General features: G+C 62.6%; 20 protein-coding genes. 6 read left to right on the top strand and 14 right to left on the bottom strand.

Annotated features, from left to right (window positions below; translation table 11 throughout):
* Positions 1-131: 131 nt before the first annotated feature.
* The gene (locus tag E8E91_RS19800) at positions 132-1,037 is read left to right on the top strand and encodes a DMT family transporter (protein WP_280378090.1); all 906 of its coding nucleotides are present in this window, start codon (positions 132-134) and stop codon (positions 1,035-1,037) included.
* Here E8E91_RS19800 and E8E91_RS19805 read toward each other — a convergent pair whose 3' ends face one another.
* Positions 1,038-1,748 carry a tRNA-uridine aminocarboxypropyltransferase gene (locus E8E91_RS19805; protein WP_280378094.1) on the bottom strand — a complete coding sequence of 237 codons (711 nt, stop codon included), beginning with the start codon at positions 1,746-1,748 and terminating at the stop codon, positions 1,038-1,040.
* 191 nt (positions 1,749-1,939) lie between these two features.
* On the opposite strand from E8E91_RS19805, the gene E8E91_RS19810 reads away from it, so the two are divergent.
* Together E8E91_RS19810 and E8E91_RS19815 are read left to right on the top strand one after the other, a co-directional pair.
* Positions 1,940-2,353, top strand: coding sequence for a quorum-sensing-regulated virulence factor family protein (locus E8E91_RS19810; protein WP_280368265.1), 414 nt, complete (start codon positions 1,940-1,942; stop codon positions 2,351-2,353).
* Between the two features lie 238 nt (positions 2,354-2,591).
* Positions 2,592-3,671: an LOG family protein gene (locus tag E8E91_RS19815; protein WP_280378096.1), complete on the top strand. Its 1,080-nt coding sequence runs from the start codon at positions 2,592-2,594 to the stop codon at positions 3,669-3,671.
* 78 nt (positions 3,672-3,749) lie between these two features.
* On the opposite strand, the gene recX is transcribed toward E8E91_RS19815, so the two are convergent.
* The 3 genes from recX to E8E91_RS19830 all read right to left on the bottom strand — a co-directional run bounded on the left by recX (position 3,750) and on the right by E8E91_RS19830 (position 5,865).
* Positions 3,750-4,211, bottom strand: a complete 462-nt coding sequence (recX, locus tag E8E91_RS19820; RefSeq protein WP_280378099.1) for a recombination regulator RecX — start codon at positions 4,209-4,211, stop codon at positions 3,750-3,752.
* 7 nt (positions 4,212-4,218) lie between these two features.
* A complete protein-coding gene (gene recA, locus E8E91_RS19825) occupies positions 4,219-5,265 on the bottom strand; it encodes a recombinase RecA (protein ID WP_190831126.1) in 1,047 nt (348 codons plus the stop codon).
* Positions 5,266-5,352: 87 nt separating this feature from the next.
* A complete protein-coding gene (locus E8E91_RS19830) occupies positions 5,353-5,865 on the bottom strand; it encodes a CinA family protein (RefSeq protein ID WP_280378102.1) in 513 nt (170 codons plus the stop codon).
* A gap of 70 nt (positions 5,866-5,935) precedes the next feature.
* On the opposite strand from E8E91_RS19830, the gene mutS reads away from it, so the two are divergent.
* On the top strand, positions 5,936-8,509 hold the full coding sequence (gene mutS / locus E8E91_RS19835) for a DNA mismatch repair protein MutS (protein WP_280378105.1): 2,574 nt from the start codon (positions 5,936-5,938) through the stop codon (positions 8,507-8,509).
* Positions 8,510-8,649: 140 nt separating this feature from the next.
* Entirely contained in the window at positions 8,650-8,973 is a 324-nt protein-coding gene (gene fdxA / locus E8E91_RS19840) for a ferredoxin FdxA (protein ID WP_280368253.1), read from the top strand.
* 560 nt (positions 8,974-9,533) lie between these two features.
* Here fdxA and rpoS read toward each other — a convergent pair.
* From rpoS to E8E91_RS19880, 8 genes are all read right to left on the bottom strand, one after another.
* Positions 9,534-10,538 (bottom strand): RNA polymerase sigma factor RpoS, encoded by a 1,005-nt coding sequence (gene rpoS / locus E8E91_RS19845; protein ID WP_151136307.1) that lies wholly within the window; start codon positions 10,536-10,538, stop codon positions 9,534-9,536.
* 107 nt (positions 10,539-10,645) lie between these two features.
* Positions 10,646-11,494: a peptidoglycan DD-metalloendopeptidase family protein gene (locus E8E91_RS19850; RefSeq protein WP_280378225.1), complete on the bottom strand. Its 849-nt coding sequence runs from the start codon at positions 11,492-11,494 to the stop codon at positions 10,646-10,648.
* A 182-nt stretch (positions 11,495-11,676) separates the two neighbouring features.
* The gene (locus tag E8E91_RS19855) at positions 11,677-12,312 is read right to left on the bottom strand and encodes a protein-L-isoaspartate(D-aspartate) O-methyltransferase (RefSeq protein ID WP_171016522.1); all 636 of its coding nucleotides are present in this window, start codon (positions 12,310-12,312) and stop codon (positions 11,677-11,679) included.
* A gap of 41 nt (positions 12,313-12,353) precedes the next feature.
* Positions 12,354-13,103 (bottom strand): 5'/3'-nucleotidase SurE, encoded by a 750-nt coding sequence (surE, locus tag E8E91_RS19860; RefSeq protein WP_280378107.1) that lies wholly within the window; start codon positions 13,101-13,103, stop codon positions 12,354-12,356.
* On the bottom strand, positions 13,091-14,149 hold the full coding sequence (truD, locus tag E8E91_RS19865) for a tRNA pseudouridine(13) synthase TruD (protein ID WP_280378110.1): 1,059 nt from the start codon (positions 14,147-14,149) through the stop codon (positions 13,091-13,093). The genes surE and truD overlap by 13 nt, the downstream gene beginning before the upstream one ends.
* Complete coding sequence (gene ispF / locus E8E91_RS19870) at positions 14,146-14,619, bottom strand: 2-C-methyl-D-erythritol 2,4-cyclodiphosphate synthase (RefSeq protein ID WP_280378113.1); 474 nt, start codon at positions 14,617-14,619, stop codon at positions 14,146-14,148. The genes truD and ispF overlap by 4 nt, the downstream gene beginning before the upstream one ends.
* A 43-nt stretch (positions 14,620-14,662) precedes the next feature.
* Positions 14,663-15,508, bottom strand: coding sequence for an S-formylglutathione hydrolase (fghA, locus tag E8E91_RS19875; protein WP_280368244.1), 846 nt, complete (start codon positions 15,506-15,508; stop codon positions 14,663-14,665).
* Between the two features lie 61 nt (positions 15,509-15,569).
* Positions 15,570-16,682 carry an S-(hydroxymethyl)glutathione dehydrogenase/class III alcohol dehydrogenase gene (locus tag E8E91_RS19880; RefSeq protein WP_280368242.1) on the bottom strand — a complete coding sequence of 371 codons (1,113 nt, stop codon included), beginning with the start codon at positions 16,680-16,682 and terminating at the stop codon, positions 15,570-15,572.
* A 103-nt stretch (positions 16,683-16,785) separates the two neighbouring features.
* Between E8E91_RS19880 and E8E91_RS19885 the strand changes: the two genes are divergently transcribed.
* A complete protein-coding gene (locus E8E91_RS19885; RefSeq protein ID WP_280378114.1) occupies positions 16,786-17,700 on the top strand; it encodes a LysR substrate-binding domain-containing protein in 915 nt (304 codons plus the stop codon).
* Here the strand turns inward: E8E91_RS19885 and ispD are convergent.
* A complete protein-coding gene (gene ispD, locus E8E91_RS19890) occupies positions 17,676-18,386 on the bottom strand; it encodes a 2-C-methyl-D-erythritol 4-phosphate cytidylyltransferase (protein WP_280368238.1) in 711 nt (236 codons plus the stop codon). The genes E8E91_RS19885 and ispD overlap by 25 nt on opposite strands.
* Positions 18,383-18,667: a cell division protein FtsB gene (ftsB, locus tag E8E91_RS19895; protein WP_151136325.1), complete on the bottom strand. Its 285-nt coding sequence runs from the start codon at positions 18,665-18,667 to the stop codon at positions 18,383-18,385. The genes ispD and ftsB overlap by 4 nt, the downstream gene beginning before the upstream one ends.
* Positions 18,668-18,992 lie beyond the last annotated feature (325 nt).

The raw sequence follows: 18,992 nt of genomic DNA on the forward strand, positions 1-18,992 counted from the left end.
GATACGCTGGCCAGGCCCGAAGCTTGATACGGGCAGGCCGTAAAGCGGCGCCCAGAATGCCGAGCCGGGGCGGGGTGGTCAAGTCGAACGCTTTACGGCAAAGTTCTCGGCTTTTCCCGCCGAGAAATGCCATGCGAAGCCAAGCTCTGCGCGCCGATATCCTGATGCTGATCACCGCCGCCATCTGGGGCGCGGCCTTCGTCGCCCAGCGGCTGGGCATGGATGCTGTCGGCCCCTTCCTCTATACCGGCCTGCGCTTCAGCCTTGGCGCCCTCATCCTGCTGCCGCTGTTGCTGATCCTGCCCAAGCCGGCAGTGAAGCAGCCCCTGAACCGGGGCATGCTGTTGGGCGGGCTGCTCATGGGCCTGGCCCTGTCGCTGGGGATCAACCTGCAGCAGGTGGGCCTGCTGTTCACCACCGTCACCAACTCCGGCTTCATCACCGGCCTGTACGTCATCATAGTGCCGCTGCTTGGCCTCTTCCTCGGCCATCGCACTGGCACGGGCACCTGGCTTGGCGCCTGCCTGGCGGTGGTGGGCATGTTCCTGCTCAGCGTCGGTGAAGGTTTCCACGTCGCGTCCGGCGACTGGCTGCAACTGGCCGGCGCCTGCGTCTGGGGCGTGCACGTGCTGCTGGTGGGCTACTTCGCCAGCCGCTATGACCCGATCCGCCTGTCCATTCTGCAGTTCGCCGTCTGCGCGGTGGTCAGCCTGGTGCTGGCAGTGGTGTTCGAGGAAATCAAATTCGACGCCATCATCCAGGCCGGTCCGGCCATCCTCTACGGCGGCGTCATTGCCGTCGCCATTGGCTACACCTTGCAGGTGGTGGCGCAGCGTCACGCCATCGCCTCCCACGCAGCCATCATCCTCTCGCTGGAGGCGGTATTCGCCGCCATCGCCGGTGCCTTGCTGCTGGATGAGTCCCTGCACGCGCGTGGCTACATGGGCTGCGCCCTGATGTTCGTGGGCATGCTGGTGGCCCAGCTCTGGCCGCAGAAACAGGAGCCACAGGCGGCACCGGCCAAGGCCGAAGCCTGATCAGAGATAGCTGCTGAGCACCTGGTGCGCCGGGCTTGCCTCGTCCAGAGGCAGGGCCCGCTTGGCCCCCAGGTAGCGTTCGGTGAACACATCCAAGTAGGCGTTCAGCGCACCGCCAGCCTCTTCGTCACCCGCCAGCTCCAGGCACAGCGCGCCGACTTCCGCCGTGCACAGGTGCTCTTCGTTCTTCCGGCGACGCAGCTGATAGCGGGAAATCTGCTCCGGCGTCAGGCTGAGTACTGGAAAACGGTCCAGATAGGGGCTCTTGCGGAACATCTTGCGCGCTTCGGTCCAGGTGGCATCGAGCAGGATGAACAGGGGCCGCTTGCCCTCCGCCACCTCGACGCTGTCCACCACGCGCTCAGGCGCCGAGTACTCACCAGGGAACACCAGATAAGGCTGCCACTGCGGGTCTTCGAGCAAGGTGAGCAGCGCCTCGTCCACCTCGGTACGCGACCAGCCAAACGCCCAGGTGTCGGGCACGAGGTCCGCGATCAACCAGCCGGTATTGCTCGGCTTCATTGGCTCGGAGTAGTACATCATCAGGCACACGCCGGAACGCACCGGGACCTTGGGCCGCCAGGCGCAGAAGCAGTAGTCGAAGGCGACCCGGCATTCCGGACAGCGCGGCGCACGCGATCCACGGGCGACAAAGGGACGGGTGCTGCGCGCAAGGCATTCGGCGCGCAGGCGGAAGACGGCGTGACTCATCGAAACGGGTTCCAATACAGCGGCTGGCCGCCCTGCGCAGGCCGAAAGGCAGCGGGCGGAATCGGGGTGGCAAGAAGGATCGCGCGATTCTACCAGAGACGCCGTGAGCTGATTTTTCACGCGACAAGCGCTGCCTGCGAACGCACAATTGCCGCGCTGGTCAAAGAGCTACTTTTCGTTAGGAGATTCACATGCTGCGCCTCACCGCCATCGCCGTCTGCGCGACCCTGCCCTTCTTCGCCCAGGCCGCATCGCTCAAGGACTACGAGCTCAGCAAGATGCTCGAGAAAGTCGCCAAGGAGAGCAGCGTAGGCACGCCTCGCGCAATCAACGAGGACATCCTCGACCAGGGCTACACGGTGGAAGGCAATGAGCTGGTGAATCACCTCAGCGTGCGCGAAACCCATGCGGCGCAGATGCGCGCCAACCCCGATGCCGTGCGCGCACAACTGGGCGCCAGCGTCTGCCGCAATACTGGCTACCGCCAACTGCTGGCCCGTGGCGCCGGTCTGCGCTACGAGTTCAGCGAGTACAAGACCAATCGCCCGGTGACGTCCGAGCGCTTCACTGCCCAGGATTGCGGCCTCAAGGCCAAGACCAACTGATCGACTTCGCGGCACTCCTGTCCGGGGAGCGCCGCCCTCTCCTTTCGCCCTGGAGTCCAGGGCCTACGCTCACTCCGCCATAATCCGGACACCTCGCTGCGGTTCATTCAGGCTGCGGCGTACTGGAAAAGATCCAGCCCCTGCCGCAAGCTGTAGTTGAGCGGCTCGACCGGGTCGCCCGGATTCCGGACTCGGCCCGTAGCGCTGCTCAGAGATGTTGATGAGCAAGGAGAACGCTATGCCCTATGATCCGGACGACTATCTCTCCCGGCACTTCCAGACCAGTGGAATCGACCTGACCCAGAAGGTCGACGAGCTGATCAACCTCACCGTTCCAAGTGGCAGCCCCAACCTCGCGCTCTATCGCGAGATGCTGATCACCGTGGTGCGCATGGCCCAGGCCGACCGCAATCGCTGGGACGCCAAGATCATGCTGCAGACCCTGCGTGAGATGGAGCACGCCTTCAGCGTGCTGGAGCAGTTCAAGCGGCGCCGCAAGGTTACGGTATTCGGCTCGGCCCGCACCCCCGAAGGTCACCCGATCTATACCCTGGCCCGCCAATTGGGAGCGGAACTCGCCAAGCGTGATCTGATGGTAATCACTGGCGCCGGTGGCGGCATCATGGCTGCCGCCCACGAAGGCGCCGGGCTGGAGAACAGCCTCGGCCTGAACATCACCCTGCCCTTCGAGCAGCATGCCAATACGACGGTGAATGGCACCGAGCACCTGCTGTCGTTCCACTTTTTCTTCGTGCGCAAGCTGTTCTTTGTGAAGGAAGCCGATGCACTGGTGCTCTGCCCGGGTGGTTTCGGCACACTGGACGAGGCGCTGGAAGTGCTGACCCTGATTCAGACCGGCAAGAGCCCGGTGGTGCCGGTGGTGTTGCTGGACGAACCTGACGGCAGCTACTGGGAAGACGCCATTGGCTTCCTCCACGAGCAACTGGAGCGCAACCGCTACATCCTGCCCAGCGACATGAACCTGATGCGTCTGGTGCGCAATGCCGACGAGGCGGCCGCTGAGATCGCCCAGTTCTATCGCAACTACCACTCCAGCCGTTGGTTGAAGAACAGCTTCGTGATTCGCATGAATCACTCCCTCAGCGAGAAGGCCCTTGGGCAAGTTCAGGAGCAGTTCGCCGACCTTTGCCTGGAAGGCGATTTCTGCCAGCAAGCCTACGTGGAGTCGGAGAAGGACGAACCGGAGTTCAGTGAGCTGATCCGCCTGGCGTTCCGATTCAACGGTCGCGACCACGGACGCCTGCGCGAACTCATCGACTTCATCAACCTGCCGCAACACTGGGCCGGCAAGGCCTGATTCGCCAGACGAACGCAGTCCCATCCAGCTATCAGCCATGCGCATCCGCGCATGGCTCAAGGCTGCACGCGTGATTATTCAGTCGTCGAGATTACCGCGCAGAAGACGGCTGATCATCTCCATGGAATAGCCACGGTAGGCGAGGAATCGGCCCTGCTGGGCACGCTCTCGGGCGTCCTGGGGTTGGCGATTGAATTTGCGGCGCCAAACCTCGCGCAACTGCTCGCCCCAGTCGATATCGGCCTCGCGCAGGGCCTGGTCGATATCACCTCGCGGCAAGCCACGCTGGGCCAGTTCTTCGCGGATACGCTGCGGACCATAGCCGCCACGGGCGCGGCTGGCGATGAAGCTTTCGAGATAGCGGGTTTCGGAGAGCAGGCCCTCTTCCGTCAAACGGTCGAGGGCACTGTCGATCAGCTCGGGAGGAGCGCCGCGCTGACGCAGCTTGCGCGTCAGCTCGACTCGCCCGTGTTCGCGCTGTGCCAACAGGTCCATGGCGGCCCGCCGCACGGCGGCGGGGCTGTCGAGCACGACGGGCATGGGAGGATCAGAGGTCTACGTCGGCCAGGTCGTCAGCAGTGGCAGCCGACTTGTTGTTGGCAGAGGAGTCGACCAGCAGCTTCTCGCGGATGATCTTCTCGATGGCGCTGCCAACTTCCGGGTTGTCTTCCAGGTACTTGGCGGCGTTGGCCTTACCTTGGCCGATCTTGTTGCCCTGGTAGCTGTACCAGGCGCCGGATTTCTCCACCAGGCCCAGTTGCACGCCCAGGTCGATGATCTCGCCAGTGCGGTAGATGCCCTTGCCGTACATGATCTGGAATTCGGCCTGACGGAACGGCGGGGCCACCTTGTTCTTCACCACCTTGACGCGGGTTTCGCTACCCACGACTTCCTCGCCTTCCTTCACCGCGCCGGTACGGCGGATGTCGAGACGCACGGAGGCGTAGAACTTCAGGGCGTTACCACCAGTGGTGGTTTCCGGGTTGCCGAACATCACGCCGATCTTCATACGGATCTGGTTGATGAAGATGACCAGGCAGTTGGCGTTCTTGATGTTGCCGGTGATCTTGCGCAGGGCCTGGGACATCAGGCGCGCCTGCAGACCGACGTGGGAGTCACCCATCTCGCCTTCGATTTCGGCCTTGGGTACCAGGGCGGCCACGGAGTCGACGATGATCACGTCAACGGCGTTGGAGCGCACCAGCATGTCGGTGATTTCCAGGGCCTGTTCGCCGGTGTCCGGCTGGGAAACCAGCAGGTCGTCGACATTCACACCGAGCTTGCCGGCGTAATCCGGATCCAGGGCGTGTTCGGCGTCGACGAAGGCGCAGGTAGCGCCCATTTTCTGGGCTTCAGCGATGACGGAGAGGGTCAGAGTGGTTTTACCGGAGGATTCTGGACCGTAGATTTCTACGATACGGCCCTTCGGCAGACCGCCAATACCAAGCGCGATATCCAGGCCCAGAGAACCGGTGGAAATGGCCGGGATGGCCTGGCGATCGTGGTCGCCCATGCGCATGACCGCGCCTTTGCCGAACTGCTTCTCGATCTGGCCCAGGGCAGCAGCCAAGGCGCGCTTCTTGTTCTCGTCCATTGAAGTCCTCACTAAACTCAAGAGGGCCTGGCGGCCACCAACAACTGTATAAGTAGACAGTATTATTCCATAGGGCAAGTCGCTCGCCTACCCCTGGACGGCTTTTTCTCCTGCAGCTAGTCGGATCAATCCCTGGAGCGCTTCCACTACCGTTTGCCGGCGCACAGACAGGCGATCACCCGGAAACTGGCGGCGTACGGCCTCTACTTCCTTCCCATTGCCCCAGGCCAGCCAGACGGTGCCAACAGGTTTTTCCGGGGAGCCACCATCGGGTCCGGCGACGCCGCTGACCGCCACGGCGAAACGTGCCCCACTGTGCAACTGGGCACCGCGCACCATCGCCTCGACCACTTCGCGGCTGACCGCCCCCACCAGCGGGAACAGCTCGGCCGGTACCGCCAGTTGCGCGGTCTTCTGCTCGTTTGAATAGGTGACGAAACCCGCCTCGAACCAGGCCGAACTGCCGGGAATACGGGTAATCGCCTCGGCAATTCCGCCACCGGTGCACGACTCGGCAGTGCTCACCGACTCGCCACGCGCCTTCAGTTCATTGCCCAGCCAGGCGGCAAGCGAAGTCAGTTCATCTTCGGTAACGGACATGTGCACTCCGGGGTTAAAGCGGGCCAACGGGATACCGTACACTAGCGCCTTTTGCATGCAAGGCCAGCCAATGAGTCAGAGTGATCTCAGCGAACACACACCCATGATGCAGCAGTACTGGAGGCTGAAGAATCAGCATCCGGACCAGCTGATGTTCTACCGCATGGGCGACTTCTACGAGATCTTCTACGAGGACGCCAAGAAGGCCGCCAAGCTTCTCGACATCACTCTGACCGCACGCGGCCAGTCGGCGGGCAAGTCGATTCCCATGGCCGGCATCCCCTTCCATGCAGTGGAAGGCTACTTGGCCAAGCTGGTAAAGCTCGGCGAATCCATCGTGATCTGTGAGCAGATCGGTGATCCGGCCACCAGCAAAGGGCCGGTAGAGCGGCAGGTCGTCCGCATCATCACCCCCGGTACCGTCAGCGACGAAGCCCTGCTGGACGAGCGCCGGGACAACCTGCTGGCCGCAGTGCTGGGTGACGAACGCCTGTTCGGCCTGGCAGTGCTGGACATCACCAGCGGCCGATTCAGCGTGCAGGAGATCAAGGGCTGGGAAAACCTGCTTGCCGAGCTGGAACGCCTCAATCCAGCCGAACTGCTGATCCCCGACGACTGGCCCCAGGGCCTACCCGCAGAGAAACGTCGTGGCGTACGCCGTCGCGCGCCATGGGATTTTGATCGCGATTCGGCGAAGAAGAGCCTCTGCCAGCAATTCGGCGTGCAGGACCTCAAGGGCTTCGGCTGCGAAACCCTGACCTTGGCCATCGGCTCCGCCGGCTGCCTCCTGGCCTACGCCAAGGAAACCCAGCGCACAGCCCTGCCCCACCTGCGCAGCCTGCGCCACGAGCGCATCGACGACACCGTCATCCTCGACGCCGCCAGCCGCCGCAACCTGGAACTGGACGTGAACCTGTCCGGCGGGCGCGACAACACCCTGCAATCGGTGATCGACCGCTGCCAAACCGCCATGGGCAGCCGCCTGCTAAGCCGCTGGCTGAACCGCCCGCTGCGTGACCGTGCCGTACTCGAGGCCCGTCAGGATGCCATCGACTGCCTGCTGGATCGCTATCGATTCGAAGGCCTGCAGCCGCAACTGAAGGAAATCGGCGACGTCGAGCGCATCCTCGCCCGCATCGGCTTGCGCAATGCCCGTCCGCGCGATCTCGCCCGTCTGCGTGACGCCTTGGCCGCCCTGCCGCAACTGCAAGGCGCGATGACCGAACTGGATGTGCCCCACCTGCAGGACCTGGCAGGCGGCATTCGTACCTATCCGGAGCTGGCCGACCTGCTGGCGCGCGCCATCATCGACAACCCGCCGGCGGTGATCCGCGACGGCGGCGTGATCAAGACCGGCTACGACCCAGAACTGGATGAGCTGCAGGCGCTCAGCGAGAACGCCGGCCAATACCTGATGGACCTGGAGACCCGGGAAAAGGCCCGCACTGGCCTTCCTAACCTCAAGGTCGGCTACAACCGCATCCACGGCTACTACATCGAACTGCCCCGCGTGCAGGCCGAACAAGCGCCGGCGGACTACATCCGTCGCCAGACCCTGAAAGGTGCTGAACGCTTCATCACACCAGAGCTGAAAGCTTTCGAAGACAAGGCGCTGTCCGCCAAGAGCCGCGCCCTGGCGCGGGAAAAGATGCTCTACGACGAGCTGCTCGAACTGCTGATCGAGCAACTGGCACCTCTGCAGGACACCGCAGCTGCCCTCGCCGAGCTGGACGTACTGAGCAACTTCGCCGAACGCGCGCTGAACCTCGACCTGAACCGCCCGCGCTTTGTCGACGAACCTTGCATGCGCATCAACCAGGGCCGACACCCGGTAGTGGAACAGGTACTGGACACGCCCTTCGTGGCTAACGATCTGAACCTGGACGACGCCACTCGCATGCTGATCATTACCGGCCCGAACATGGGCGGTAAGTCGACCTACATGCGCCAGACCGCACTCATTGTGCTGCTCGCCCACATCGGTTGCTTCGTACCGGCGGCCGGCTGCGAGCTGTCGCTGGTGGACCGCATCTTCACCCGCATCGGTTCCAGCGACGACTTGGCCGGCGGCCGCTCCACCTTCATGGTGGAAATGAGCGAAACCGCCAACATCCTGCATAACGCCAGCGCCAGCAGCCTGGTGCTGATGGACGAGGTGGGTCGCGGGACCAGTACCTTCGACGGCCTGTCACTGGCCTGGGCTGCGGCAGAGCATCTGGCCCGCCTGCGCGCCTTCACCCTGTTCGCCACCCACTACTTCGAGCTGACGGTTCTGCCGGAGAGCGAGCCCGTGGTCGCCAACGTCCACCTGAACGCAACCGAGCACAACGAGCGCATCGTGTTCCTGCACCACGTGTTGCCGGGTCCGGCGAGCCAGAGCTACGGCCTGGCGGTGGCGCAACTGGCGGGCGTTCCGGGTGGCGTGATCCAGCGTGCCCGCGAGCACCTGGCGCGCCTGGAAACCACCAGCCTGCCCCATGAAGCCCCACGCCAGAGCCCCGGACAACCGAGTTCGCCCATGCAGAGCGACCTCTTCGCCAGCCTTCCGCACCCGGTGCTGGACGATCTGGCGAAGGTCAAACCGGACGACCTGACCCCGAGGCAGGCACTGGAGCTGTTGTATACACTGAAGTCACGCCTCTAACCCCTGAACCGCACAAGCTGCTAGAATCCCGCGCGCTCTGGAAGACACCCGGGATTCAGCCTGCCCGGCGCCGTGAGTTCCAGAGCCGAGAAGCCGGACATAGAAGGCTTCCGAGCCGCCGCTTGAGGAGAAGAATAGAAATGACCTTCGTCGTCACCGACAACTGCATCAAATGCAAATACACCGACTGTGTGGAAGTCTGTCCGGTGGACTGCTTCTACGAAGGCCCGAACTTCCTGGTTATTCACCCGGATGAGTGCATCGACTGCGCACTGTGCGAGCCAGAATGCCCGGCGCAAGCCATCTTCTCCGAGGATGAAGTGCCTGAGGACATGCAGGAGTTCATCGAGCTGAACCGTGATCTGGCCGAAGTCTGGCCGAACATCACCGAGAAGAAAGATGCCCTGGCTGACGCCGAAGAATGGGACGGCGTCAAAGGCAAGCTGGAACATCTGGCGCGCTGATCCCGCTCAGCGTCCGAACGCAAAAAGGCCCGCATCTGCGGGCCTTTTGCTTTCCTGTGGACGAAAAAAGGGGCGGGGGATACCCGCCCACTCTTTTGTCCATATTCCCTGTAGTCCCTGCTCATCATCCTGATGAATCGCATCCGGCGATATCCTTGGTCGATATCCTTATCAACCCGCATACATCCTGTACGCAAGGGTGATATTAGCGATCCACGGGGACGGATCAAGTTGGCGAAACAGCGTCTCGACGCCTGAAAATGTCATAACGATAAAAATAAAATTCTTTAATATCAATAAGTTACAAATACTCTCAACATTAAACTCTCCATTGGCGAGCAGCAACTTCCTCAGATCACGTACATGGCGTGTAAGCAATGACTTACAAGGCGACGCTAAAAAATGGACGCGCATGATCCGCGATCGAAGCATCTTCGTCTGCATTGATACTTCGAGTTCGCAAGTGATCTCGTGAAAGCCGACATATGCGCACCGGGAAATGCCGGATGCCACAATGAAAAAGCCCGGCCAAGGCCGGGCTTTTTCGAATCTTTCACACGCTACTGGAACAGCGCATCACTGGACAGGCCATTCTTCTCCAGGATTTCCCGGAGACGCTTCAGCGCTTCGACCTGGATCTGCCGCACTCGCTCGCGGGTCAAGCCGATCTCCTGGCCCACTTCCTCAAGCGTACAGCTCTCGTGGCCACGCAGACCAAAACGACGCACCACAACCTCACGTTGCTTGTCGGTCAGTTCGGACAGCCACTGATCGATACTTTGCGAGAGATCGTCATCCTGCAACAGCTCGCACGGGTCGGTGGGACGATCGTCGGTCAGGGTGTCCAACAGGGTCTTGTCGGAGTCCGGGCCGAGGGACACATCCACCGAAGTCACCCGCTCGTTGAGACCGAGCATACGCTTGACCTCGTCCACCGGTTTTTCCAGCAGGTTGGCGATTTCTTCAGGCGAGGGCTCGTGATCCAGCTTGTGGGTCAACTCACGTGCAGCCCGCAGGTAGACGTTGAGTTCCTTGACCACATGGATCGGCAGGCGGATGGTCCGGGTCTGGTTCATGATGGCCCGTTCAATAGTCTGACGGATCCACCAAGTCGCGTAGGTAGAGAATCGGAAGCCCCGTTCTGGATCGAACTTTTCAACCGCGCGGATCAAGCCGAGGTTGCCCTCTTCGATCAGGTCGAGCAGCGACAGGCCGCGATTGACGTAGCGTCGCGCGATCTTCACCACAAGGCGGAGGTTGCTTTCGATCATGCGCTTGCGCCCGGCAGGATCACCGCGCTGCGCAAGGCGCGCGAAGTGCACTTCTTCTTCCGGGGTTAGCAGGGGGGAAAAGCCGATTTCGTTGAGGTAAAGCTGGGTCGCGTCGAGTGCACGACTGTAGTCGATGTACTTGTGCTGCTTGGGTGAGCTCGAATGCCGGGATTTCGCGGTGGGCAGAGGCGCGTCGTTCTCCTCGCTCAACGCTTCATCCAAAATGACGCCTGGCTCAAGAATGAGCAGTTCGTCATCGACGTCAAACTCCGGCGCTTCTTTATTGAGTGCCATTGTTGTTGTCCCTTGCTGAGTTCGACAACAAGCCCCGGCGAAGCCTTATATCCCTGGCGCCGCCTGAGCCCGTCCTTACCACGTGGTGGAACGGGCTGAAAAACAGATCAACGACGTGGCAGGTATTGCAGCGGATCTACAGGTTTACCTTGACGGCGAATTTCAAAATGAAGCTTCACCCGGTCAGTCCCCGTTGAGCCCATCTCGGCAATTGTCTGCCCGACCTTGACCTGCTGTCCCTCCCGCACCAGCAACCTGCGGTTATGACCATAGGCGCTTACGTAGGTATCGCTGTGTTTGATGATGACCAGTTCGCCGTAGCCCCGTAATCCACTTCCGGCATAAACAACTGATCCGTCTGACGCAGCCAAGACAGGCTGGCCTAATTCCCCAGCGATATCAATCCCTTTATTCAAACTGCCGTTTGACGAAAAACGCCCGATCAGAGCGCCGTTTGCGGGCCACACCCAACCGGCTGCAGAGCGCGTAGTAGACGTGTTCGACGGAGTTACTGGCGCAGTCACCACCGGTTGCGGCGCCGGCGTTTGAGGGCGGACGGCCGGTTGCTGGGCCTGCACAGGCGGACGGGTCGAAGTACTGCTTCCAGTCCTTGGATTGGTCACCACAGGGGCGGTGGCAACCGCAGTCGGACGCGCCTGGCCCGGCTGCCCATCGAAACGGATGATCTGACCCGGGCGAATCACGTAGGGGGCGGGGATGCCGTTGCGTGCGGCAAGCGCTTTCCAGTCCCAACCGAAGCGAAATGCAATGGAATAGAGCGTATCGCCACGTTGAACGCGGTACTGGCCGCTGGTGACGGGTTGCCGTTGCGGCGCGGAGGTCGATCCCGGGTGATTGCGGTCGACCACGTTTACACCGTCTTTCTGGGTGCTGGAACAGCCGGCCAGCAGGATGCCAGCGGCGACCGCGGGCAACCAGGTGAGCCCATTCCCCATGCGAATCCACTGCCGAATGGCCATCAGGCTCACTCTTGTCCCCTTTCCCAACATTCCTAGGTGTTATTTATTGTGCCGGAAATATCCGGACGAGCCAGCCGCCTACCGCACAAAGTACAGCAGGCGGACGGCTTGGCGGTGCATCAGATAGTTGCCCGCGATGTGGGTTCCCTGTTTGCGACTCAGGCCAGTGGCCCGCTCAGCAAAGGAACGAATCGCACCGCATCGAGTACGTGACGGGTGAAGCCCTGCTCTTCGCGGATGATCAGCATCAGTTGCTGGACATCGCCGGCGCCTACCGGAATCACCAGGCGCCCACCCGGGGCCAGTTGGTCCAGCAGTGCCTGGGGTACATCCGCAGCTGCCGCCGTGACGATGATGCCGTTATAGGGAGCCAGCGCCGGCCAGCCTTCCCAACCGTCGCCCCAGCGGAACACCACGTTGCGCAGGTTGAGTACTGCCAGCCGCTCCTTGGCCTTGTCCTGCAGGACCTGGATGCGCTCCACGGAAAACACCCGCTCGACCAGTTGCGCAAGGATTGCAGTCTGGTAGCCAGAGCCGGTGCCGATTTCCAGCACCTTATCCAGGGGGCCGGCCGCCAGCAGCAGCTCGGTCATCCGCGCAACCATGTAGGGCTGGGAGATGGTCTGGTTGTGCCCGATCGGCAGTGCGGTGTCTTCGTAGGCTCGATGGGCGAGTGCCTCATCGACGAACAGGTGACGCGGTGTCCGGCGAATGGTTTCGAGCACGCGGGCGTTGGACAGCCCTTCCTCGTACAGACGCTGGATAAGGCGCTCACGGGTGCGCTGGGAGGTCATGCCGATCCCGCGGCGCATCAGGTCGTCCTGTTCCCGGGACATCAGAGCAGGCCCTCCAACCAGCTATCGAGACCCTGGAAGGCCTCGTTGAAAGTCCGATCGAGCTGCAGGGGCGTGATGGACACATAGCCCTGCATCACCGCATGGAAATCCGTGCCCGGGCCACCGTCTTCGGCGTCACCGGCCGCGGAAATCCAGTATCCCTCCTTGCCCCGTGGATTGACCACCTTCACCGGGGCTGCCGCGCGCGCGCGATGTCCCAGACGAGTCAGCTGGATTCCCCGGATGCGCTCCAGCGGAAGGTTGGGAATGTTCACGTTGAGCACGGTGCGCGGCGGCAGATCGAGCTGATCATGGGCGGCCACCAGCCGGCGTGCGATGTAGGCAGCAGCGGGCAGATTGTCCACCTGGCGCGACAGCAGCGAAAAGGCGAACGCCGGCAAGCCGAGGAAGCGCCCTTCCAAAGCGGCGGCCACGGTGCCCGAATAGAGCACGTCGTCACCCAGGTTGGCGCCGAGGTTGATGCCCGACACCACCATATCCGGCAGCTCATCGAGCAGGCCGTTGAGTCCGAGATGGACGCAATCGGTCGGCGTGCCGTTGAGGCTGATGAATCCGTTCTCCAGCGTACTGGGGTGAAGCGGGCGGTCCAGGGTCAGGGAACTGCTGGCACCACTCTTGTCCTGGTCCGGTGCGATGACCACGCATTCGGCGTAATCCTTGAGCGCACCATGCAGAGCGGCGAGACCGGGTGCGTTCACCCCGTCGTCGTTGGAAATCAGAATGCGCATGGGTTTTCCGTCTGCCCCGCCGGCAGCAGATCGACGAGCTCACGCACCACTGCGGTGGCGAAGCATCCAGCCGGCAGGACGAATTCCAGTTGCAGAACGTCAGGCTCGGGATAATGCCACGTCAGACCGCCGATGGGGAGGCGCAGAATGCGCCGTTCGTGCGCCATTCCCGCTTCGGCCAGCCAGTGGCAAAGTGCCTTCTCGCCCGCGGCTACCGCCGCTTCCAGCACTTGGGCCTGTCCCTGGGCGGGTGAATCTCCTTCACCCCAGAGCGGACCGGTCGGGTGCAGGTCGAGCAGAGCGAGACGCGGGTCATTGCACTCGGTCTCACTCGCCATGAAAAAGCTGCGGCTATCGGTGAAGGCGAGCAGATCACCGACCTGGGCCTGGTTCCAGGTTCCGGCTGCGATACGCTCGGCCAGCACCCGGTTGAAGACAAAGCTGCGCCCAGCGGAGAGCAGGCGCGAACGCACATTGCGTTGCACCGGCAGTTCCTTGCGCTCGGCGAAGTTGCGGGCATCGACCACGTTGCCGCCACCATGACCGAAGCGCTGCAGGCCGAAGTAGTTGGGTACCCCGGCCTCGGCCAGCCGCTTCAGGCGTGCCTCCAGCTCTTCCCGGTCAGCGACCAGGCGGGTCAGGCGCAGGGTGAAACCGTTGGCGGAATGGGCACCACGTTGCAGCTTGCGCTTGTGGCGGACGCTCTTGAGGATCCGCAGGCTGGCATTCTCGGCAGCGGACAGGTCCGGATCGGCTTTCCCCGGCAAGTGCAGGCTGAACCATTGGCGGGTCAGTGCCTGGCGATCCTTGAGCCCGGCATAGCTGACCACCTTCAATGGCACACCGGCAGCACGGGCAATACGCCGAGCCGCTTCCTCGGTGTTCAGCTCGCGCTTTTCCACCCAGAGCCAAAGGTGCTCACCCTCGCCTTCCAGCGGGATGTCCAGAACCTCGTCAACCTGGAAGTCTTCCGCGACGGCTTTCAGTTGCGCTTGGCCGAGAGGTTCGCCATGGGCACGCGGGCCCAGCAGTTCGAGTTCGATCATGCGGGCAACAACAGGGACACCGCATGCACGGCGATACCCTCCTCCCGACCGGTAAAGCCGAGCTTCTCGGTGGTGGTGGCCTTGACGTTGACCTGATCCAGTTCGACCTCCAGGTCGGCAGCGATATTCGCGCGCATGGCCTCGATGTGCGGCGCCATCTTCGGCGCCTGGGCAACGATGGTTCCGTCGACATTACCGACTTTCCAGCCCTTGGCCTTCACCAGGGACACCACATGGCGCAGCAAGGCGCGGCTGTCGGCGCCCTTGAACTGCGGGTCGGTATCGGGGAAGTGCTTGCCGATGTCGCCCAAAGCGGCGGCACCCAGCAGCGCATCGGACAGCGCGTGCAACAGCACGTCGCCATCGGAATGGGCAACGAGTCCGAATTTGTGGGGAATACGCACACCGCCCAGAGTGATGAAATCACCATCGCCGAAGCGGTGTACGTCGTAGCCGTGGCCTATTCGCATAAAGAAGAACGCCCTGAAAAGTCAGGGCGTGATTCTACCCGCTTTAGCCCTTCAGGGCCTCGGCGTGATGCTTCAGGTGATCGCCGATGAAACTGGCGATGAAGTAGTAGCTGTGGTCGTATCCCGGCTGCAGGCGCAGGGTCAAGGAATGCCCCGCCGCCTTGGCCGCTGCTTGCAGCGCCTCGGGTTTGAGCTGGTTGGCGAGGAAGTCATCGCGGTCGCCCTGATCCACCAGAATCGGCAAGCGTTCAGTGGCCTCGGCAAGCAGCACGCTCGCATCCCATTCACGCCAACGGGCGCGATCGTCCCCCAGGTAGCGGCTGAAGGCCTTTTCGCCCCAGGGACAAGCCATCGGGTTGCTGATCGGCGCGAATGCGGACAGCGACTGATAACGCCCCGGATTACGCAAGGCGCACACCAGCGCACCGTGGCCGCCCATGGAGTGACCACTGATACCGCGCTTCCCGGACACCGGGAAGTTGGCCTCGATCAGCGTCGGCAGCTCATGCACCACGTAGTCATGCATGCGGTAGTGGCGCGCGTAGGGCTCCTGGGTGGCGTTCAGGTAAAAGCCCGCGCCCAGGCCAAAGTCCCAGGCATTGTCCGGGTCGCCGGGTACTTCGGCGCCGCGAGGGCTGGTGTCCGGAGCGACGATGATCAGTCCGAGCTCCGCCGCCAGGCGCTGCGCACCGGCTTTCTGCATGAAGTTCTCGTCGGTGCAGGTCAGCCCCGACAGCCAGTAGAGCACCGGCAGCTTCGCGCCCTGCTCTGCCTGGGGTGGCAGGTACACAGCGAACACCATGTCGCAGTTCAGGCTGGTGGAGCGGTGACGGTAACGCTTGTGCCAACCGCCGAAGCTCTTGTTGCTGGATACGATTTCGAGGGTCATGGAGCGATCTCCCCTGAGCCGGCCCGGCACCGGACGAAGCGGTCCCGGGCAGGCAGCCAGATCAATAGTGGACGACCGAGCGAATGCTCTTGCCTTCGTGCATCAGGTCGAAGGCCTTGTTGATATCGTCCAGCCCCATGGTGTGAGTGATGAAGGTGTCCAGCGGAATCTCACCCTTCTGCGCCTTCTCCACGTAGCTCGGCAGTTCGGTACGGCCTTTCACGCCGCCGAAAGCCGAACCGCGCCAAACGCGGCCGGTCACCAGCTGGAACGGACGGGTCTTGATCTCGGTGCCAGCCGGCGCCACACCAATGATCACGGACTCGCCCCAGCCCTTGTGGCAGCACTCAAGTGCAGCGCGCATCAGGTCGACGTTGCCGACGCACTCGAAGCTGTAGTCGACGCCGCCATCGGTCAGCTCGACGATGACGTCCTGGATCGGCTTGCTGTGTTCCTTCGGGTTGACGAAGTCGGTGGCGCCCAGCTCACGGGCCACAGTGAACTTCTCGGGATTGATGTCGATGGCGATGATGCGGGAGGCCTTGGCCATCTTCGCGCCGATGATCGCCGCCAGGCCGATGCCGCCCAGGCCGAAGATCGCCACGGTAGCGCCCTCCTCCACCTTGGCAGTGTTGAGCACGGCGCCGATGCCGGTGGTTACACCACATCCCAGCAGACAGACCTTTTCCAGCGGTGCGTCTTTCGGAATCTTCGCCAGGGAGATTTCCGGCAGCACGGTGTACTCGGAGAAGGTGGAGCAACCCATGTAGTGGTAGATCGGCTGGCCGTTGTAGCTGAAGCGGGAGGTGCCGTCCGGCATCAGGCCCTTGCCCTGGGTGGCGCGCACCTTCTGGCACAGGTTGGTCTTGCCGGATTTGCAGAATTTGCACTCACGGCATTCGGCCGTGTAGAGCGGGATGACGTGGTCGCCGACCGCCAGCGAGGTGACGCCCTCGCCCACCGCTTCGACGATACCGCCGCCTTCGTGACCCAGGATGCAGGGGAACACACCCTCGGAATCCGCGCCGGACAGGGTGTAGGCATCGGTGTGGCAAACGCCGGTGGCCACGATCCGCACCAGGACTTCGCCAGCCTTGGGCGGGGCGACGTCCACTTCGACGATCTGCAGCGGCTGGTTGGGCGCGAAGGCCACAGCGGCACGGGACTTGATCATGGTCATTCTCCAGCTGATTGAAATGGCCAAGGAGTGTAGTTGAGCCGCCAATGGTAAATAATCCATGGCAAAGCAAAACTTTATTGCTGTGGAGGGATAATCCATGAGTCGCTGGGAAGGCCTGGACGAGTTCGTTGCGGTTGCGGAGACAGGCCAGTTCACGGCTGCGGCGGAACGCCTCGGCATTTCTTCGTCCCACGTCAGCCGGCAGATCGCCCGCCTCGAAGAACGCCTGCAGACCCGCCTGTTCTATCGCAGCACGCGCAAGGTGGCGCTCACCGAAGCCGGGCAGACTTTCCTGCAGCACTGCCAGCGCCTGATGGACGCCCGCGAAGAAGCCCTGCGCGCAGTCAGCGACCTGACCAGCGAGCCCAAGGGCCTGCTGCGCATGACCTGCGCGGTGGCCTATGGAGAGCGCTTCATCGTGCCACTGGTGAACGAGTTCATGGCGCGACACCCGCAATTGCGGGTGGAGATCGAGCTGAGCAATCGCACCCTGGACCTGGTGCATGAAGGTCTCGACGTAGCGATACGCCTGGGTCGCCTGCAGGATTCGCGTCTAGTGGCGACGCGCCTGGCGCCGCGGGTCATGTACCTGTGCGCGGCACCTGCCTACCTGGAGCGCTATGGCCGCCCCCACAGCCTGTCGGAACTCGCTCGGCATAACTGCCTGGTCGGCAGCTCGGACCACTGGGACTTCCTGCAGCAGGGACGCGAGCATGCCATTCGCGTCCAGGGAAACTGGCGCTGCAACAGTGGCCAGGCAGTGCTGGATGCTGCCCTGCGGGGTTTCGGCCTGTGCCAGTTGCCGGATTACTACGTGCTGGAGCACCTGCAAAGCGGTGCCCTGGTGTCATTGCTGGAACAGCACCGCCCGCCGAACACCGCGGTCTGGGCACTTTATCCACAGCAACGGCACCTCTCGCCCAAGGTGCGGCAGTTGGTGGATCTGCTTAAGGAGGGTTTGGCCCAGCGTCCGGAGTACGCGACTGCTCAGCTGCGCGTCGACCAGCGCTGACGCAGCCAGTCGAGGTCTTCGGGGCGAGTGATCTTGAGGTTGTCGGCGCGGCCTTCCACCAGCTTGGGTGCATTGCCGGCCCACTCCATGGCGGAGGCTTCATCGGTGATGGCGACGCCGGCAACCAGGGCATCGGCCAAGGCGCGATGCAGCGCGCCGAAGCGGAACATCTGTGGCGTGTAGGCCTGCCAGATCAGGCTGCGATCAACGGTTTCCGCCACACGCCCATCTGCGCTGGCGCGCTTGAGGGTATCCCGTGCGGGAACGGCGAGCAGGCCGCCCACCGGGTCATCGGCCAATTCGGCGAGCAACAGGTCGAGGTCGAAACGCGACAGGTTCGGCCGGGCCGCATCATGCACCAGCACCCAGTCATGTGCGCGGGCACCGTTTTCGGCCAGTCGCAACAGGGCACTGAGTACCGAGTCCGCACGCTCCTTGCCACCGTCGGCGCGGATAATGCGCTCGTCGCTGGCACACGGCAGCGCCGGCCAGTAGGGATCATCCACAGAAAGGCTGATCACCAGGCCCTTGAGCTGCGGATGGTCGAGGAAACAATCGAGGCTGTGCTCGAGAATGGTGCGTCCGGCAAGTTCGAGGTATTGCTTGGGACGGTCGGCGCGCATGCGGGCACCGACGCCGGCGGCGGGGATCACCGCCCAGAAGAAGGGAGTATCGGCCTGGTTCATTCGGCAATCTGGTAGAGGGTTTCGCCTTCCTTGACCATGCCCAGTTCGTGACGAGCACGCTCTTCGACGGTCTCCATACCCTTTTTCAGCTCCATCACTTCCGCTTCGAGGATACGGTTGCGTTCCAGCAGGCGTTCGTTTTCGCCTTGCTGCTCGGCGATCTGCCGTTGCAGGTCCTGGACTTGCGCCAGGCTGCCGTCGCCCACCCACAGTCGATACTGCAGGCCAGCCAGCAGCAGGATGAGGACAACGAACAACCAGTAAGTGTTAGGGCGAGTCATTTTGCCAGGGAGTATCCATGCGAAAAGGGCAGCTTGCGCTGCCCTTTTACCATTCCTGAACGGATTACGTCGCTGCCGTGCGGCGGGAGACGACCGGCCAGGAGAAATCAGGTGTGGCTGCGAAGTTTACATGAAGTAAAGATGCATTCAGCGCCTGATTTCAACATGGCATCGCTGAGACTTGCTCACGATCGAGCGAGCTAGAGAAGAACAAGGCGAGAATGGCTGAGGACGCGGAGTTTACGAGCTGTAAATGAGCAGTACTCACTTCGCTCGCCCTCCGGGCCGTGCTGAAGCACGTTAGCCGCAAGCGGCTTTCCGAAGC

The organism is Pseudomonas sp. BN515 (assembly GCF_029873155.1).
In the GTDB taxonomy this organism is placed as follows: Bacteria; Pseudomonadota; Gammaproteobacteria; order Pseudomonadales; family Pseudomonadaceae; genus Metapseudomonas.

Excerpts from the sequence above, each read along its gene's own strand:
- truD (WP_280378110.1), bottom strand. The coding sequence starts at position 14,149 with ATGATCGAACTCGAACTGCTGGGCCCGCGTGCCCATGGCGAACCTCTC.
- E8E91_RS19830 (WP_280378102.1), bottom strand. The coding sequence starts at position 5,865 with ATGTCCGTTACCGAAGATGAACTGACTTCGCTTGCCGCCTGGCTGGGC.
- E8E91_RS19810 (WP_280368265.1), top strand. The coding sequence starts at position 1,940 with ATGCTGCGCCTCACCGCCATCGCCGTCTGCGCGACCCTGCCCTTCTTC.
- E8E91_RS19815 (WP_280378096.1), top strand. The coding sequence starts at position 2,592 with ATGCCCTATGATCCGGACGACTATCTCTCCCGGCACTTCCAGACCAGT.
- E8E91_RS19800 (WP_280378090.1), top strand. The coding sequence starts at position 132 with ATGCGAAGCCAAGCTCTGCGCGCCGATATCCTGATGCTGATCACCGCC.
- E8E91_RS19850 (WP_280378225.1), bottom strand. The coding sequence starts at position 11,494 with ATGGGGAATGGGCTCACCTGGTTGCCCGCGGTCGCCGCTGGCATCCTG.
- surE (WP_280378107.1), bottom strand. The coding sequence starts at position 13,103 with ATGCGCATTCTGATTTCCAACGACGACGGGGTGAACGCACCCGGTCTC.
- E8E91_RS19805 (WP_280378094.1), bottom strand. The coding sequence starts at position 1,748 with ATGAGTCACGCCGTCTTCCGCCTGCGCGCCGAATGCCTTGCGCGCAGC.
- fdxA (WP_280368253.1), top strand. The coding sequence starts at position 8,650 with ATGACCTTCGTCGTCACCGACAACTGCATCAAATGCAAATACACCGAC.
- rpoS (WP_151136307.1), bottom strand. The coding sequence starts at position 10,538 with ATGGCACTCAATAAAGAAGCGCCGGAGTTTGACGTCGATGACGAACTG.
- E8E91_RS19885 (WP_280378114.1), top strand. The coding sequence starts at position 16,786 with ATGAGTCGCTGGGAAGGCCTGGACGAGTTCGTTGCGGTTGCGGAGACA.
- recX (WP_280378099.1), bottom strand. The coding sequence starts at position 4,211 with ATGCCCGTCGTGCTCGACAGCCCCGCCGCCGTGCGGCGGGCCGCCATG.
- recA (WP_190831126.1), bottom strand. The coding sequence starts at position 5,265 with ATGGACGAGAACAAGAAGCGCGCCTTGGCTGCTGCCCTGGGCCAGATC.
- mutS (WP_280378105.1), top strand. The coding sequence starts at position 5,936 with ATGAGTCAGAGTGATCTCAGCGAACACACACCCATGATGCAGCAGTAC.
- ftsB (WP_151136325.1), bottom strand. The coding sequence starts at position 18,667 with ATGACTCGCCCTAACACTTACTGGTTGTTCGTTGTCCTCATCCTGCTG.
- E8E91_RS19880 (WP_280368242.1), bottom strand. The coding sequence starts at position 16,682 with ATGATCAAGTCCCGTGCCGCTGTGGCCTTCGCGCCCAACCAGCCGCTG.
- E8E91_RS19855 (WP_171016522.1), bottom strand. The coding sequence starts at position 12,312 with ATGACCTCCCAGCGCACCCGTGAGCGCCTTATCCAGCGTCTGTACGAG.
- fghA (WP_280368244.1), bottom strand. The coding sequence starts at position 15,508 with ATGACCCTCGAAATCGTATCCAGCAACAAGAGCTTCGGCGGTTGGCAC.
- ispF (WP_280378113.1), bottom strand. The coding sequence starts at position 14,619 with ATGCGAATAGGCCACGGCTACGACGTACACCGCTTCGGCGATGGTGAT.
- ispD (WP_280368238.1), bottom strand. The coding sequence starts at position 18,386 with ATGAACCAGGCCGATACTCCCTTCTTCTGGGCGGTGATCCCCGCCGCC.